This window comes from Sphingomonas carotinifaciens (genome assembly GCF_009789535.1).
Classification (GTDB): Bacteria; Pseudomonadota; Alphaproteobacteria; order Sphingomonadales; family Sphingomonadaceae; genus Sphingomonas; species Sphingomonas carotinifaciens.
Genome location: NZ_WSUT01000005.1, coordinates 2875272 through 2890810, shown reverse-complemented (window position 1 = coordinate 2890810; position 15539 = coordinate 2875272). Strand labels below are relative to the sequence as shown.

Annotated in this window: 14 protein-coding genes and 1 pseudogene; 9 read left to right on the top strand and 6 right to left on the bottom strand. The window is 64.4% G+C overall.

From position 1 onward, the window contains the following. Nucleotides 1-18: 18 nt before the first annotated feature. Nucleotides 19-1128, bottom strand: a complete 1110-nt coding sequence (locus tag GQR91_RS15435; protein WP_235904237.1) for an alpha/beta hydrolase — start codon at nucleotides 1126-1128, stop codon at nucleotides 19-21. A 156-nt stretch (nucleotides 1129-1284) separates the two neighbouring features. Between GQR91_RS15435 and GQR91_RS15430 the strand changes: the two genes are divergently transcribed. Both GQR91_RS15430 and GQR91_RS15425 read left to right on the top strand, forming a co-directional pair. Beyond that, a complete protein-coding gene (locus tag GQR91_RS15430) occupies nucleotides 1285-1455 on the top strand; it encodes a hypothetical protein (RefSeq protein ID WP_160146876.1) in 171 nt (56 codons plus the stop codon). Between the two features lie 874 nt (nucleotides 1456-2329). Further along, a complete protein-coding gene (locus tag GQR91_RS15425) occupies nucleotides 2330-2569 on the top strand; it encodes a hypothetical protein (RefSeq protein WP_183961249.1) in 240 nt (79 codons plus the stop codon). 135 nt (nucleotides 2570-2704) lie between these two features. Here the strand turns inward: GQR91_RS15425 and GQR91_RS19660 are convergent. Continuing rightward, a pseudogene (locus GQR91_RS19660) lies at nucleotides 2705-3672 on the bottom strand (IS3 family transposase); the annotation flags it as partial. Between the two features lie 296 nt (nucleotides 3673-3968). On the opposite strand from GQR91_RS19660, the gene GQR91_RS15415 reads away from it, so the two are divergent. From GQR91_RS15415 to GQR91_RS15400, 5 genes are all read left to right on the top strand, one after another. Then, on the top strand, nucleotides 3969-5828 hold the full coding sequence (locus tag GQR91_RS15415; protein ID WP_311732285.1) for a methyl-accepting chemotaxis protein: 1860 nt from the start codon (nucleotides 3969-3971) through the stop codon (nucleotides 5826-5828). A 470-nt stretch (nucleotides 5829-6298) separates the two neighbouring features. Beyond that, on the top strand, nucleotides 6299-6610 hold the full coding sequence (locus GQR91_RS19815) for a TonB-dependent receptor (protein WP_149682463.1): 312 nt from the start codon (nucleotides 6299-6301) through the stop codon (nucleotides 6608-6610). 8 nt (nucleotides 6611-6618) lie between these two features. Then, the gene (locus GQR91_RS19340; protein WP_149682462.1) at nucleotides 6619-6939 is read left to right on the top strand and encodes a hypothetical protein; all 321 of its coding nucleotides are present in this window, start codon (nucleotides 6619-6621) and stop codon (nucleotides 6937-6939) included. An 82-nt stretch (nucleotides 6940-7021) separates the two neighbouring features. Continuing rightward, nucleotides 7022-7447: a DUF2946 family protein gene (locus GQR91_RS15405; protein ID WP_149682461.1), complete on the top strand. Its 426-nt coding sequence runs from the start codon at nucleotides 7022-7024 to the stop codon at nucleotides 7445-7447. A gap of 148 nt (nucleotides 7448-7595) precedes the next feature. Further along, nucleotides 7596-9620, top strand: a complete 2025-nt coding sequence (locus tag GQR91_RS15400; protein ID WP_149682460.1) for a TonB-dependent receptor — start codon at nucleotides 7596-7598, stop codon at nucleotides 9618-9620. A 70-nt stretch (nucleotides 9621-9690) separates the two neighbouring features. Here the strand turns inward: GQR91_RS15400 and GQR91_RS15395 are convergent, their stop codons facing one another. The 3 genes from GQR91_RS15395 to GQR91_RS19910 form a co-directional block, all read right to left on the bottom strand. After that, nucleotides 9691-10644, bottom strand: coding sequence for a DUF6607 family protein (locus tag GQR91_RS15395; protein ID WP_149682459.1), 954 nt, complete (start codon nucleotides 10642-10644; stop codon nucleotides 9691-9693). Between the two features lie 12 nt (nucleotides 10645-10656). Continuing rightward, entirely contained in the window at nucleotides 10657-12894 is a 2238-nt protein-coding gene (locus GQR91_RS15390) for a TonB-dependent hemoglobin/transferrin/lactoferrin family receptor (RefSeq protein WP_149682458.1), read from the bottom strand. A gap of 155 nt (nucleotides 12895-13049) precedes the next feature. Beyond that, nucleotides 13050-14012, bottom strand: a complete 963-nt coding sequence (locus GQR91_RS19910; RefSeq protein ID WP_164727762.1) for a helix-turn-helix transcriptional regulator — start codon at nucleotides 14010-14012, stop codon at nucleotides 13050-13052. A 320-nt stretch (nucleotides 14013-14332) separates the two neighbouring features. Between GQR91_RS19910 and GQR91_RS15380 the strand changes: the two genes are divergently transcribed. Together GQR91_RS15380 and GQR91_RS15375 are read left to right on the top strand one after the other, a co-directional pair. Beyond that, on the top strand, nucleotides 14333-14512 hold the full coding sequence (locus GQR91_RS15380) for a hypothetical protein (protein WP_149682456.1): 180 nt from the start codon (nucleotides 14333-14335) through the stop codon (nucleotides 14510-14512). Then, a complete protein-coding gene (locus GQR91_RS15375; protein ID WP_149682455.1) occupies nucleotides 14513-14926 on the top strand; it encodes a hypothetical protein in 414 nt (137 codons plus the stop codon). Between the two features lie 62 nt (nucleotides 14927-14988). Here GQR91_RS15375 and GQR91_RS15370 read toward each other — a convergent pair whose 3' ends face one another. Beyond that, the gene (locus GQR91_RS15370; RefSeq protein WP_112382762.1) at nucleotides 14989-15480 is read right to left on the bottom strand and encodes a Ros/MucR family transcriptional regulator; all 492 of its coding nucleotides are present in this window, start codon (nucleotides 15478-15480) and stop codon (nucleotides 14989-14991) included. Nucleotides 15481-15539: the final 59 nt, after the last annotated feature.

Here is a 15539-nt window from a genome sequence, read left to right as displayed (position 1 = left end):
GGCCGCCGCCCCGTGCGTTCAGCGCCGAGTCGCGGGCGCCGCGAACGCTGCTCGCAGTCGAGCAACCGCCAGATCGTTCGCCTGCTTGGCGCCGTTCACGACCTTGGCCATGCCGAAGAACTCATGGGTCACGCCTGGGAAGGTCTTCTGCTCGACCTTGTCACCGGCCGCCCGCATCGCGGCCGCTAACGTCTCGCCATCCGAGCGCAGCGGATCGATCTGCGCGTTGATGATCGTCGTGGGCGGAAGCCCGCGGAGGTTCGCGGCAACCAGGTTCAGGCGCGGATCCTGCGCATCGGCTTTGCTGTTCTGGTAGTAATAGCCGAACCACGGCAGCATCGCGGCGTTGAGCGGCTTGGCGTTGGCCGAATCCTTCCGCGAGGGCAGCGTCATGCTGCTGTTCGCGATTGGGTAGACCGAGACGATGTGCCGCGGCGCAGTCAGGCCGTTGTCGCGCGCGTAGATCGCGGTCGCAACCGCGAGGTTGCCGCCCGCGCTCTCGCCGACCGTGGCTATCCGTGCAGGGTCGCCACCCCAGCTCGCCGCATTCTGCAGCGTCCAGCGATAGGCCGCGGCCGCATCGTCATGCTGCGCGGGGAACTTGAACTCGGGAGCATGGCGGTATTCGACCGAAACCACGATCGCGTTTAATGCCTTCGACATAGCCCGCGGCGCGGCATCGTAGGTGTCGACGTCGGCGATGACCCAGCCACCGCCGTGGTAGTAGACGACGACCGGCATCGGCTTGCCACCTGCAGGAGCATTCGCCGGCTTGTAGATCCGCACGAACTGCTTGGGATCGCTGCCGTACGGCAGGTCCCGCGTCACCACCGCAGGATCAGGCGCGGTCGACATCCCCTTGTTCTGCATCGCTGCCCTGGCTCCGTCTGCGGCCGAGGGCTGCATACGGGCTTCCGCAGGTGTGAGCGTCTCAATCGGCTTGCCGCCGAGCGACGCAAGTGCGTCCAGGACCGACTGCATGTCGGGCGCGGCCTTGGGCGGTTGCACGGATGTCGCGGGAGGCGGTGGCGGAGGTGGTGCCGTGATCGAGCGGGCGGACTGGGCCAAAGCTGGAACGCCTGTGATCGCGGTCGAGGCAGCGATCAGCATTGAGATGGTTTTGCGCAATGGTCCCTCCTATAACTATCCGTTTCCTAACCATCTGGCGACACTTCGCGTTTCGGTACGAAAATAGACGCAAGGCTTGAGCAGCGAAGTTTGGGAGTATGGGCGGCGGCATGGATGATCAGGCTTTGAAAGCGGCTGGAACACGCAGTTCCGACGGTGCTGCCGGGTGAGGCCAATGCGCTGCTGCGTGTCTTGAACGACGCTGGCCGCGTCGTCCTCGCGCCGCATCTGGAACCGGTGCCGTTTCGCAACGGCGACATGATCGTACGCGGCGGAAAGCATCTGCTACCCGTCGACCGGCATCGCCCCGGTACTCGACTTTCTTGAGGATGACCGCCGCCACGCGGTCGCGCTGGTTGGAAGCGAAGGGTTCATCGGTTGGCAGCTACTGCTTGGCAACGGGCGCTGGTCGCATGACGTGGTGATGAGGGCCGAACACGGCACGGTGATGAGGCTGTCGGCTGCGGCGTTGCACGAGATACTTTCCGAACGTCTGGCGATTCAAGCCGTCCTGCGGTCTCCCGAAAGGAGTCCGCCTTCAAACAGCCAGACCTTCTACTTCATGAAAGTGAGAGGCTATGCCAGCGAACGTCGGGTTCTGGGACGAACGGACGTTCGAGCCGCCCAGCCGGATCGACCGCTTTGTCCCCAAAACACACCGTTCTTAGTATCAATCCGTCGACATGAACGAACGGCCGAAGCTCGGAAGCCTGAATCGGCCCGCCAATGTCCACTTGTGGGTCTACCCGCCAAGCATGTGCCGATTGGCGCCCTGCGGTTATTATGGCGCGCAATAGGCTGATGGACCACTTGAACCTCTGCTTGGCTGCCGGACCCCTAAAATTGCATCTTCCAGCGTCCACAAACACCGGCTAAATCACGATTGAAAATTGTGCCAATGCATTGTAGCAATGGTGTGTGCAGGCGGTACCTGCACGCTAGTGGAATCAAGTACTTAGCGAGCAGCTTTGCTGGGATGGGAATACTGCCGCCCCAGCCAGTTACTGATTGCCCCTGCCAAGGGTATGGACAACTGCGGTTTTCCGAGGCTTGGCCGGGATTCAACCATCGCAGTGGTGTTAAGTGACGCCAGTCCCTGATGCCAGTAATTGAGAACCTCACCCGCCGCAGCGCGGTCTATTGGTGGTGGCGAAGCCGGCGTTTGGCGCCAGCAAGTGCAAAACCTATAACCGTAGTGACGATGGTCGGCCTTCTGACGAAGGACCAGCCGGTCGCATGTCGACGCGCGGTCGCGATGACCGGGCGGAACGAGACGGTACGGATGAGCCTGCACGAGAAGATCGAGGGTGACGGCCTGACAGCCGACCAAGCCAGTGCGGTGTTTCAGGAGGAGGTGGTCCGCTACCGGCACATGCTCGCCCATCAGCCCCAGTGGATCAAGCAGGATGTCGAGAGACCCCAGATTCGGCACTGCAGATAGGGCGAAAGGTCAGCTTTCATGCCGGGTAACCGGATAACGAGCATGATCGCGGGAAGCATTATGGCCAGCAGGTAGAGGTGGCCCGGTTTGTCTGCACAGGCTCGTGGCATGGACAAGTGGGTTGCCGCTGGTTGATCATGCCGCTGCGAGTAGCGGCTGGTCGAGATATATCCGGTCGGACGTGCGGCCGCCAAGCGCGGAATCCGGCCTGACGGCATTGTACAAGGCCGTGTATCCGCCGATGCCGGCGCGGGCTTCGGGGACCGAAGCGCAGGCGTTGAGGTAGACTTCTTCATATTTTACCGGGCGCTAAAGGCGCTCCACGAACATGTTGTCGCGCCAGTAGGTTTTGCCGTCCATGCTGATGACGGTCTTCTCGCACAGGAGGACGGCGGTGAACGCGGTGCTGGTGAACTGCGAGCCCTGGTCGCTGTTGAAGATCACCGGTCTGCCGTAGCGGGCTGGTGCTTCCTGCAGCGCCTCGATACGGAAGTCGGCACCCAGCGAGATCGACACCCGCCACGCCAGTATGCGCCGGGTGAACCAGTCCATGACGGCGACGAGATAGACGACGGCGCGCGTCATCGGGAGGTATGTTATGTCCCGTCGCCCAGACCTGCTTGGGCCTCGTCACCGCCGGATTGCGCAGCAGGTGCGAACAGACATTATGCCCCGGTGCCGGCCTCGACGTGTTCGGGCGGCGGTAGAGCCCTTCCAGCCCCATCCGCGTTGCGACATGCAGCCGGCCGATCTCAACGCCTTCCCGCCGGGGCAGATCGCGCAACATCCAGCTGCCGGCAAACGGGTAGAGCAGGTGCAACTCGTCGATGTGCCGTATGACGGACAGGTCGGCGTCCGGCACGGCGCGTGGCAGATAGTAGATGCTGCCACGGCTGATCCCGAGCTGCCGCGCCTGAGCGACCAGCGGCAGCGCATGTCCACGATCGATCATCGCCTTGCGCCCGGCAACAGACCGGCCTCCCCGAGCGGCCAAAGAGCCATTCGCCAGTGTCCGCTCTCCGATTTTTACGTGCAGCACCATGACGTCGATCGCCGGCTCGGCCACCGCCGGCTGTTCCGAACACGTCCGCTCCGCCCTCCAGCGGCCGTGCCCGCCTCCTGTTCGCGGCCAGCGCGGCCGCCGTCAGATCGGCAATCACTTATCCCCGCTATGCCAAATTCCCGAGCCACCTTTCGCACCCATGACGAGCTTGTCCCATGCGGCTTACTTCTATTCCAACGAAAGGATCGCACCATAAAACCGCGGAATTAAACAGCTAGCCGGAATTGAACAGGTTGACGGCAGCAGTGATAGCATCTGTAGTGATGGTCGTGTTCATCATATCTTATAATTAGCCGGATACGCTTTGGCCATCTGCTTGTCTCATAGGAATGTACGGTGCTCCGGAATATGAAGGTTTCCAGCCAGGTCTATGCCGGCTTCGGCGCCATCATGGCGCTGTTGCTGTCTGTCGCGGCGATTGCGACGATGCTGGTCGGCTCGATCGGCGAGGATTTGAGAACGGTCAACGAGAGCAACAGCGTCAAGCAACGCTATGCGATCAACTTTCGCGGCAGCGTGCACGATCGGGCCATCGCTCTGCGTGACGTGATCCTGGCCGATACCGGCGAACTGCCCGGCATCCGCCGCCATATCGACGAGCTGACGGCCAAATATGCGCAATCGGCCGGCCCGCTGGACGCCATGCTTGCCCCCGCGGCCCAGCCGCAGCCCGAAGAGACGCGAATCTTGGCGGACATCAAGGAAACCGAACAGGTCACCCTGCCGCTGATCGATGATGTGATCCGTCGCCGCCTGAGCGGCGATGCGACCGGCGCGCATGCCGTGCTGATGGCCAAGGCCCGTCCTCAGTTCATCACCTGGCTGAAGCAGATCAACCAGTTCATCGATTTCGAAGAAGGGCGCAACAAAGCGATCGGCCAGAGCGTCACCGATCAAATCAAGCGTTTCGAGATCATCATGCTGGTCGTGTGCCTGCTGGCGCTGATCCTTGCCCTTGCGATCGTCCGGTGGTCGACGGGCAGCATGCGCATCCTGCCCGACATAATCGCCGTCCTGCAGCGGATGACGGCCGGTGACCGCACCGTCCCCATCCCGGTCGTGGCGAGCCGGAACGAGATCGGCGAGCTGGCCGAGGCGATGCAGCAGTTCCGCGACCAGCTCGCCGCGGTCGAAGCGGAAAAGAGCGATCAGACCGACCTGATCGTCGACAGCCTGGGCAATGGGCTGGCCGATCTGGCCAACGGCAACCTCGTCGCCCGCGTCAACGATGATCTGGATGGTCCATTCGTCAAGCTGAAGAACGACTTTAACACCACTGCCACCTCGCTGCAGACGACGGTCGCGGAAGTCGCCAAGGCAGTCATCGCGATCAAAGACGGGGCCGGCGAGATCCGCTCCGCCTCCGAGGATCTGTCGCGGCGGACCGAGCAGCAGGCGGCCAGCCTGGAGGAAACCGCCGCGGCGATGGACGAGATCACCGAAACCGTCCGCAGCACCGCGGAACGGGCGGCCAGTGCCAATATGATGGTGCGCAACGCGCGCACCGTCGCCGAACAGTCCGGCCAGGTCGTCCGTAACGCGGTCGTCGCGATGGACGGCATCGAGCGCACCTCAGTCGAGATTTCAGAGATCATCAGCGTCATCGACGGCATTGCTTTCCAAACCAATCTGCTGGCGCTCAACGCGGGGGTCGAGGCGGCGCGCGCGGGCGATGCCGGCAAGGGCTTCGCCGTCGTCGCCTCCGAGGTCCGCGCGCTGGCGCAGCGGTCGGCCGACGCGGCGAAAGACGTGAAGAGCCGCATCCACGCATCGGCCGAACAGGTGGCGGCCGGCGTCCGGCTGGTAGGCGAGACGGGCGAGGCGCTCGCCTCGATCATGTCGAGCTTCGGCAAGGTCGACAGCCTCGTCGAAGAGATTGCTTCCTCCGCCGATCAGCAGTCGAAGGCGCTGGTGCAGGTCAACGTCGCGATCGGTGAGATGGACAATGTGACCCAGCAGAATGCCGCAATGGTCGAGGAGGCCAGCGCCGCGGCCCGCAACCTTGCCGAGCGCGCGGACGGGCTGGGCGACCAAATCTCCCGGTTCCGCACGGGGGCGGCGCCGGCCGGATCGATGTCGCCCGTGCATCAGCTGCGCGCCCGCATCGCCCCCCTGACGTCCTCACCGCGCCCCGCCGCGCCGGCACCGCGGGTGGCGGGAAACACCGCGATTGCCGCCGACTGGGCTGAATTCTGAAAGCGGTCCTTCGGATGAGGGCCGGCACGGGATCGCCCGGCGGCCCGCCCCCGTTCGTTCGCCGCTGCCCCCTTTTGTGCTTTCTTCCCTTGCCGATGCAGCGGCAGACGGCTTAACCCTGGTTGCAAAAACTGCGCTTGGGGGTTCGCATTGCAAGTTGAACGTGCCGCACGCGCGACCTTTGTGTGGCGCGAGCGGCGAGGCGTGCGTTGGCGGGTAAGGAGTAGCGCAAGATAGCCAGGACGATCACCAATCCGTTGAACGATACGCCGGTCGAAGCCGCATGTCGTGGATTTGAGACGTGACGGGCGACAGCTTGAACGCCTTCAACTGCACTATGGGGGCGTCACATAGAAGGGGTAAAGATATACGATAGCGGCTATTATGCCGGGAGCCGGACGGTCTGACGAAGCGCGACCTCTCGACACGGGGCTGTTCCGTGGGCTGGCGCTGCGTGGCTCCTACCACACCTGCTTTCGCGCGTCGGCGCTAGCGCAGTCGGGCTACAACGCGTCGAATACGCTGATCCTGAACGGGACGCAGGCGATCGTGCGGGTCGCAGCGGTCGACAATCCCGCGGCGCGACCGATCTCAAGCCCGAAAAATCCCAAAACGTGTCGATCGGGGCAGTGTTCGAAGCGAGGGGATTTACGGCAACACTCGACGTGTATCGGATCAAGGTGCGCGACCGGATCGCGATCTCGTCGACGTTCCAGAATACGCGGCTGACCAACTTCCTGGCCGCCAACGGCAGTCCGGCTTTGCCGCGCTGTCCTTTCTGACCAATGCGGTGGATACCCAGACGCAGGGTATCGATCTGGTGGTGAATTACCGGCACAGCTTTGGCGACGGTAGCCGGTTCAGCGGCACGCTGGCAGGCAATTACAACAAGACCCGCTTCGTTCGGATCGCGGGCACGCCTGCACCGATCGCCGCGCTGGGCATCACGACGCCATTGTTCGACCTGACGCAGCAGTTGCGCTTTGCGGACAGCCTTCCCCCGCGACAAAATGACCCTCGACCTCAACTATGCGCGCAGCGTTATCATGCGATATCGGCTTTCGCTTTCAACGAGCGATCGGTCTTCGTTCGCGCCGGCCTCGCCTTTTGAACAGGGCGGGTATCGGCGGCGGCGGCAGACCGGGCGCAAATGCCCAAGTGACACCGGCCGGCATCGACGATAACCCGCCAGCGTGATCGCCGTCCGGCATCTTCTGGCGCAACGCTGTCTTGCCGTGCTGATCTGCGCGGCGGCTTTGCTGCTGAAGCTACTGGTGCCGACCGGGTACATGATCGGGAACGATCACGGGGCGCTCGGCATCGTCATCTGCCCGAGCGCGGCACCGATGATGACGATGCCGGCCGGTGACGGCGCCATGGCGGCGATGCATGACACGGCGCCCGAGCAAGGGCCATCGAAGGACCATGGCAAGTCCGAGATGCCATGCGCCTATGCGGGCCTGTCGGCGCAGATGCTCGGCGCCGTCGATCCGGTCGTGCTGGTGGCCGCGCTTGCCGTCGTGGCGGCGATGGCGCTGCTCCCGGCGCCGCGGCGCGTTCATCGATCCGCGCACCATCTACGGCCGCCCCTGCGCGGCCCTCCGCTCCCCCTCGACTGACAACTGCGGATCGCCCGGTCTGACCAGACGCGGCCGCTGGCTTTCATGTGATCCGGCCCGCACGCGCGGTGCGCGCCCGCGACGTTTCGGCGGGCATGCGGCGCCGGATCCCGGCCATGTTCGCTCTGGCCGGAATGTGGGGAATGGCATGTTTCGAGTTCATCGTCTGACAGGCGCGGCATCCTGCCTGCTGCTGTCCACGGCCGCCGTCGCGCAGGAGCGTGAGGCGTCCACCACCCGGCCCGATACGCAGGTGGCGATCGGCGGAGGCGAGATCGTCGTCACCGCGAGCGCGATGGCGCGATCGACCGCCAACGTGCTGTCCTCGGTCGACGTGCTCGGCGGCGATGTGGCGCAGCGCCAGAATGTCGACAATGCGTGGGAGCTGTTCGCGCGGCTGCCGGGCGTGCTGCTGACCGATTTCAACCAGGGTACGACCTCCGGCCGCTTCTCGATCCGCGGCTTTAACGGCGAGGGCGAGATCAACGCCGTCAAGCTGCTGATCGATGGTGTGCCGTCCAACGACAATGCCGGGCGGATGGACTTCATCGACATGGTGTCGCCGCTCGACATTGCCTCGGTCGAACTGGTGCGCGGCACGTCCGACCCGCGCTGGGGCCTCCACGCCATCGCCGGCAGCGCGAACGTCAGGACGCGTACCGGCAGCACCTATCTCGACGCGCGCGGCATCGCCGGCGCGTTCGGCACCCGGGACGCGCAGCTCTCGGCCGGGGTGGAGGGTGGCCGGCTGAGCCAGAACTACCTGTTCGCCTATCGCCGGACCGGCGGATACCGCGACCATGCCGGTCTCGACCGGCTGAACTTCGCGGGCAAGTGGTTCTACGACCTTGGGCCGGCCAAGCTCGGGGCGATCGTCCGCCACAGCCGCGCGGCGGCGGAGGAGCCCGGCTATCTGACCGATGCCGACGCGTATCGCGACCGGCGCCGGTCCTATGCGGTGTCGGAAACCGATGGCGGCACGCGCCGCTTGTCGCAATACAGCCTGCATCTCGATGCCGATCTTGCCGCCCGCCTGTCGCTGACCGCGGTCGGCTATGCCAACAGCATCGACGACAATCGCTATGTCCGCTTCTCCGCCGATGTCGCGCAGCAGCAGCGGCTGACCGACGAGCAGCAATATGGCGTCGTCACCGGCCTTCATTGGCATGCCGCCGACTGGCTGATGGCGGAGGCGGGCGGCGATGTGCAGTGGCAGCACAACCGGAGTTTGCGCTGGACCACCGACCGCCGCACCATCGTGGCGGCAACGCGCGACCAGGATTTCGACCTGACGGTCGGTGGCGCCTATGTGCAGGCGATCGTGACGCCGGTGCGCTGGCTGACGGTGACGCCGGCGTGGCGGATCGACCGGGTCGGCGGCACCTTCACCAACCGGCTGAACGGGGTCAGCTACCCCCTCAACGACTATGGCACGATCAGCCAGCCCAAGCTGTCGGTGGCGCTAACGCCGGCCACAGGCATTACCGCCTATGGCAATCTCGGCCGCACCTTTCAGATCGGTGCCGGCTCGGGCACGTTCGTCGTGCCGCCGCGGGTCCGCGACCTCGACGCGTCGATCAACGAAGGTGTCGAGGCCGGGATAAGGCTTGCAAAGGGCCGCTGGCTGACCGCGCGCGCGGCGGTGTGGCAGCAGACCGCCAGCGGCGAATTGCGCCGGCGCCTGAACGATCCGTCGGGCGAATTCGACAATCTCGGCGAAACCCGCCGCCGCGGCTTCGACCTGGAGGCAAACGTGCAGCCGGTACCGGGCCTCTCGGTTTGGGCAAGCTGGTCGCACCAGAAGGCGGTGATCCGCGTCGCCGATCCCGCCGCGCCGCTGACCGCCGGGAACGAGATCGATCACGTTCCCCGCAACGTCTACACCGCCGGCATCGAATGGGCGCCGGCGGCGCTCCCATGGCGCGCTTCGCTATGGGGCAATGGTCAGTCCGCCTACGAACTGAACACGGCGAACAGTCAGGGGCGCTATGGCGATTATTTCCAGGTCACCGCCGAGATCGCCTATCGGCTGACCAAGGCGATCGAGGTGTCGACGCAGATCCGCAACCTGACCAACGACCGTTATGAATATGTCTGGTTCGACGGGGCCCAGCGGCTGCACGCGCCCGCCGATCCGCGCAGCCTGTTCGCGGCGGTGCGGGCGCGCTTCTGACGCCCGATAGGGGCGAGGGTTTCGCCACCGCTCGGGCCGACCGGTTCGTGGCCGAGCGGTGGCGGCGGCCTCAATCCTTGCGGATCAACGCCTTTGCCTGTTCCGCGGCGCTAGCGGTCGTCGCCTCGCCCGAGCGGATATCGTCGGCGAGCAGCATCAGTTCGTGCGCGGTAACCGATCCGGTGTCGGCGACCTCGCCCAGCGTCAGGCCGTCCTGGGCCGCGATCCGCGCGTCCCATGCGGCACGCACGGTCGCCCAGTAATCTCGGGTCCGCGCCCAATAGTCATCGGCGGCGGCGGTCCGGAAATCGGTGGCGGGGACATAGGTATTGACCACATATTCGTGAACAAAGGTGGTGGCGCGCCCATCCTTGCTGCCGATCTTGGCGTTATCCTGTTCATGGACCCAGCCGCTTGGCGTCAGGACGTGGCGATTGGTGCCGAGATAATGGTCATAGGGTACGCCGCGCGTCGCATCGCGGCGTGCGAGCGGGCGGCGCGTTTCCTCGCTGGTCCAGCGGGTGGCGCCGTCATCATATCGCCAGCGGCCGATCGCGCCGTAGCGCGGCGAGTCGTCGGTCTGCCACACGGTCTGCGACCAAGCGCCGCGACGCTCCCGCTCCGCCACCGGGCGCAAGCGCCATCGACCGGGTGCGACATAGGTGAGCACGCTGGCCGGCTGGTACGTCCAGTCCTGCCGCCAATGCTTCACCACCATCGTCTGGCCATTGCCGTCGCCGACCACCAGCAGGTGCTGCAGCACGATGTGGTCGGGCGTATCGACGATCGCGCGGACGACTTCGTGGCCGCCGCTGAGCTTGGCCGGGTAGGGGGTGTAGCCGGCGACGAGCGGCGTCGTTTCGCGCATGTCGAACGTCACCTTGAAGGTGCCGGCCATCGCCATGATCGCGGCATGGTCGCGGGCGCGGTCGGCATATCGGGCCTGTTCGGTCTGGGCGGTGGCAGAGGCGGCAAGCGCAAAGGGAGAAACGGCGAGCGCGAACGCAAGTGGGAAGCGGGTCATCGGGACGATCCTCTAGAAGCTGAAGGACAGGGAGGCGCCGGCGTTGCGGCCCGGCTGCGAAAAGGCGTCACGGATGGTGGAGGTGGCAGCCACGCCGCGCACGTCACTCCACCAGAAATACCGGCGGTCGGTGATGTTGAAGACGCCCACCCGCAGCGTCGCGCGCTCCATGACGCGCAGCGAGGCGGTGGCGTCGAACACCCAGAAGCCGTCCGGCGTGAAGCAGGTGGTGGTCGCCGTGTTGCAGGTGTTGTTGGTGTCGGACAGGTCCTTGCCCGCCGAATGGGTGGCAACGACTTCGGCACGAAACGGGCCGCCGTCCGGCTGGTAGAACAGGCCTGCCACCAGCTTGACCGGCTCGATACTGTCGAGCGGCCGCGTGCCGGCGATACCGTTGGTCCGCATCGTGCCCTTGGCATAGGATACCGCCGCGCGGATGCCGACGCCGACCGGCAGGCGGGCCTCGCCACGCGCTTCCAGCCCCTCGATCCGGACCCGGTTCCAGTTGACGAACTGGAAGGTCGCCGGATCGGCAAAGTTTCCGAACTGCCCGCCGACCTGTTGCTGGTCGATGAAGTTGCGGAAATGGCTGCGAAAGGCGGTGCCGCTGAGCGACCAGCGGGCGCCGTTCAGGCGGATGCCGCCCTCAACGCTGCGACTCGTTTCCGGCTTCAGGTCGGGATTGGGGATCGAGCGATAGGCCTGGGCAAGATTGGCGAAGCCGTTGTTTACCTGGTTCGGCTCGGGCGGCTTGAAGCCTTGGCCATAATTGGCGAACAGCCGTACCATCTCGGTCAGCTTCGCCACCGCGCCGATCCGCGGCGTCCATTTCGATCCGGACTGACCGCGCGGGACAAAGCCGGTGAACAGCGGATCAGTACGCGGGTCCAGCCGGTAATGGTCGTAGCGGATCGCGGAAAACAGCGTCAGCAACCCGTCGGCGATCGCGATCTCGTCCTGCACGAACAGCCCGAACAGCGTGTAATCGGTGGTAGGGAATGCGCGCGTGGGATAGGTTTCGCCCGCCGGCGGCACGGTGCCGTCGCGCACACCCGTCTGGCGGGTATGCGAATAATCCGCGCCATAGGCGAACAGATGCGTGAGGGGGCCGGTCGCGGCGCGGCTTTCCAGTTGCAGCGTGCCGCCATAAACCCGGTTGTCGAAGGCGTTGATGCGGATGCGATCCACCGCTGTGTTCCGATCCTCCCAACCGGTCTGCACAGTGCCGCTGTCCTGAACGAAGGCGGCGGCGCGGATGCCGCTGACGATGCCGTCTCCGGTATAACGATAATCGATCGTGCCGCGGTCGCGCGCCGCGGTGTCGCGTGCGTGCAGGCTGCGAACGGCGGTGGGGGCCAACAGGCCGGCGGCGGAGGGCTTGGTGATCGCGCTCAGCACGTCGGTTTTAACCACCGAGCCAAAGCGTTCATAAGTCGCGCGCACCCGGCTGTGGTCGTCCGGCGTCCAGACGATCCGCGCCAGCAATGCGTCGGATTCGATATCCTGCGGATTGGGGGTGGTGCGGTCGGTGTCGGCGCTGTCGTTGCGGCCCTTGTTGTTCAGCGCATGACCGTCGCGGCGGGTATAGGCGAGCATCGTCTGCACGTCGCCCTGCTGACCGGCAAGCACGAAACCCTTGGTCCAGCTATCGTCCGATCCGTCATAGCCGAGGCGCAGGCCGCCGCCGACCTGATCGCCGCCGCGCAGGAAATCCTGCGGGTCCTTCGTGATGAAGCTGACCGCGCCTGCGACGCCGTCGCTTCCGTAAAGGGCGGATGCCGGGCCACGCAATATCTCTACCGAGCGAACGAGATCGAGATCGACATAGTCGCCGCGTCCCACCGACTGCGCGCCGAAGCTGAAGGCGTCCGGTACCCGCACGCCGTCGACGGTGATAAGAACGCGGTTGCCCTCCAGCCCGCGGATGTTGAAGCCGCTGTTGCGGTCGCGACCCGTAGCGGCGCCCGCCGCGGTGAAGCGTGCCGGTGCACGGCGCACCGCGACGCCAGGTTCGTAGCGGACCAGATCCTTGATGTCGGTGATCAGCCGGTCGTCGATCGTCTTTGCGTCAATGACCGATACGGTCTGCGGCACGTCTTCGACCCGTTTCTCGCTGCGCGTGGCGGTCACGGTGATCTCCGCACCGGTTTCTTCATTCGCGCTCGGCTGAACAACCTGTGCCGCAACTGGCGGAGCCGCAAGAATGAGTCCCGCAACGGCCGTGCCGTGCAGGAGGTACGCATGGTTCATAGTGCCTTCCCCTTTCCCAATCAGGTAATGAGAATCACTATCACTAGCAAGATTTTTTGACGCTACTTTGCGGGTGGCCGCCCCCGCTGGTCGTAACCGGCTATGAGTGGACGTCGCCTGGAGGGCTATTTCTGCCGTATCCGTGATTGGGGGGATCAGCCACCGGCACGGCGGCTGCTCGGCAGATGTCCGAACCGCTCACGATAGCGTTTGGCGAAGTCGCTCATGTGGACGAACCCCCAACTCGCGGCCACCTGACGGATCGTCTCGTTTTCGGAGAGGCGAAGTTGCGCATGCACCCGGTCGAGACGCCGTGCGATGATGTAGTTGATCGGCGTGCAGCCCATCTGCTGCTTGAAGGCGATTTGCAGCGCACGCACGCTGATGCCGACGGCTTCGGCCAGATCACGGATGGCGATCCGCTCACGCAGATGCGCTTCGATGTAATCGATCGCCTGTCGGACCGCGCGGCCGGTCGCGGTGGGAATGTGCAAAGAGGGTCCGGTGCCGATCATCGGCCAGCTTGCGGCGAGTTGATAGAGCAGCACCTCCTGCAACAAGGGAAGCATCAGGTCGATCGGGCCTGCCGCTGTTGACAGATGCTGGCGCAGGGCGGTTACCGTGGAGCGCACGGCGCGCAAACCGGTGGTATCGAGATCGACCACCGTTTCGAATTGCGGCAGCATCGTCGTCTCTGCGCCGAACAGCGCACGGCAGGCGTCCAGAACGGCACTGCGGCTGACGGTCGCGCTGATCGCGGAAAAACCCGGCGTGGCCTGTTCACGCCGCATCACGTCGAATGAGGTGAGCAGCGCCTGTGCAGGGCTTACGATGACGTCCGCCCCGTTCTGGTTGATTCTTACCATGGCTCCGGTCTCGACGAACCGGATCGTGACGAGTTCGGCCGTCATCATCGGGCTGGTGATGAAGCCGGTCCGGCTCTGGGTTTCCCAGACACTGAGGGTTTCGCTCTGGCTGCCCTGAAAAGCCAGATGGACGCTTCGGCCCTGAGTCGCAAAGCTGACCGCGATGCCGCCGCTCGCGTTCAGGCGTTCCAACTGGTCGGGGCTGGTGACGCTGTGAGTGAAGCCGGCTTGCGGCCGCCAGCCCGTCGCCACCTCGTTATCCACCCCATGAGCATCAATCCTGCAGCTGCCGATCTTACTTGACATGCGATATATATGCACCACTGAGACAGGTTGTCATGCAAAGATTGCGAAGGCTTTCATAACGTCTCCGCAATGGTGACGAGGTGGCGAACGGCTACCATGTCAAAATTGCGAAGACGTGTTTACCACCATTTCGATCGATAACTGTAAACCGTTGATTTTGTCTAACTTTTCTCGGTTTTCGTCTTCAATGGCACCCTGATTTGCTTTAAAAGTCTAATATCGATTGCCATTTTGGGGCAATCGTCGGACGGAGGAGCATCCAAGAAATGGCAAGTCGTGACGTCGCCGTCGCGCATCTGCGCAAAGCGTTGTCGATCCTCGACGCGGAGTCGAGCGATGTGACGGCATGTCACGTACAGTTGGCGATCGATCTGATTCTCGGGCCCCGTTCCGGTACGCTCGACACGGGGTCATTGACCGCTGTCGCGACGTCGGCGGCCGCCTGAATGTTGCGGAGTCCGGACCGGATCCAGGCATTCTGTTCAGGGATTGCTCTGCAGGACGCTGGCAAGACCTCAGGACATCATGGCTTGCGGATCAGCGCAGCCAGCGAAAGCAAGAGCGTGTTCATGATGATGCGCAGCAACTGTCACACCGATTTGGCGGAAGATCATGAGTTGGCGACCGAAAAGGTCGACACGGCTCTGGATGTGCTGAGCCATTTCGACGGTTCGATCTTCAGGGGTGACGGATGCTGGGCGGATCCGTCCGCCGCCTTGCGCGCGATCCGCGAATCCATCGCGCTCCTGCAAAGCGCCGAGGCGATCGCGTTGCGCGGGCTGAGGGCGAAACCGGTCGGCCCGGACCGCGACACGGACCTGCCCTCCAGCGAAGAGGCGCGGTCGCTGCTGCCAGGATGATCGTGCCGCCCGGCGGTGGCGGGGTTCGGCAGCCGCCGACCCCGCCACCGTCGCGACGCGGTTTATTCGCCGGTCAGATGCGCCTGGGCCGCGGCCTTGGCCTCGCTGGCATTCTTCGGCTTGCGCGCAGGAGCGGCGCCGGCCTTGCGACCAAGGCCGATCTTGTGGGCCATGGCGCGGCGGCTTTCCGAATAGGTCTCGGCAACCATCGGATAATCCGGCTTCAGGCCGAAGCGTTCGCGATAGGCTTCCGGCGTCAGCCCGTTGGTCTTCAGGTGGCGGCGCAGCGTCTTGTAAGGCTTGCCGTCGATCATCGAGATGATGTGATCCTTCGACGCGAGCGACTTTCGCACCGAAACGGCGGGCGTATAGTCCTGCGTGTCCGGCTGCGCGGTATCCTGCACCGTGCCGCTGGCAAGCTGTGCCACCGTGTCGTGCATCGTGCGCAAGAAGGCCGGCACGTCTTCCGCCGAAACCCGCGTGTTGGAATTGCCAAGCCAGGCGACCGTCAGTTCCGTTGCCAATTCTACCGTGTTGAACACGTCGTCCGCCATATCAAGTCCTTGCATCGTGGGAGTTCGATTGGGTCGAGTTAATTACAATCTCAAGCTAA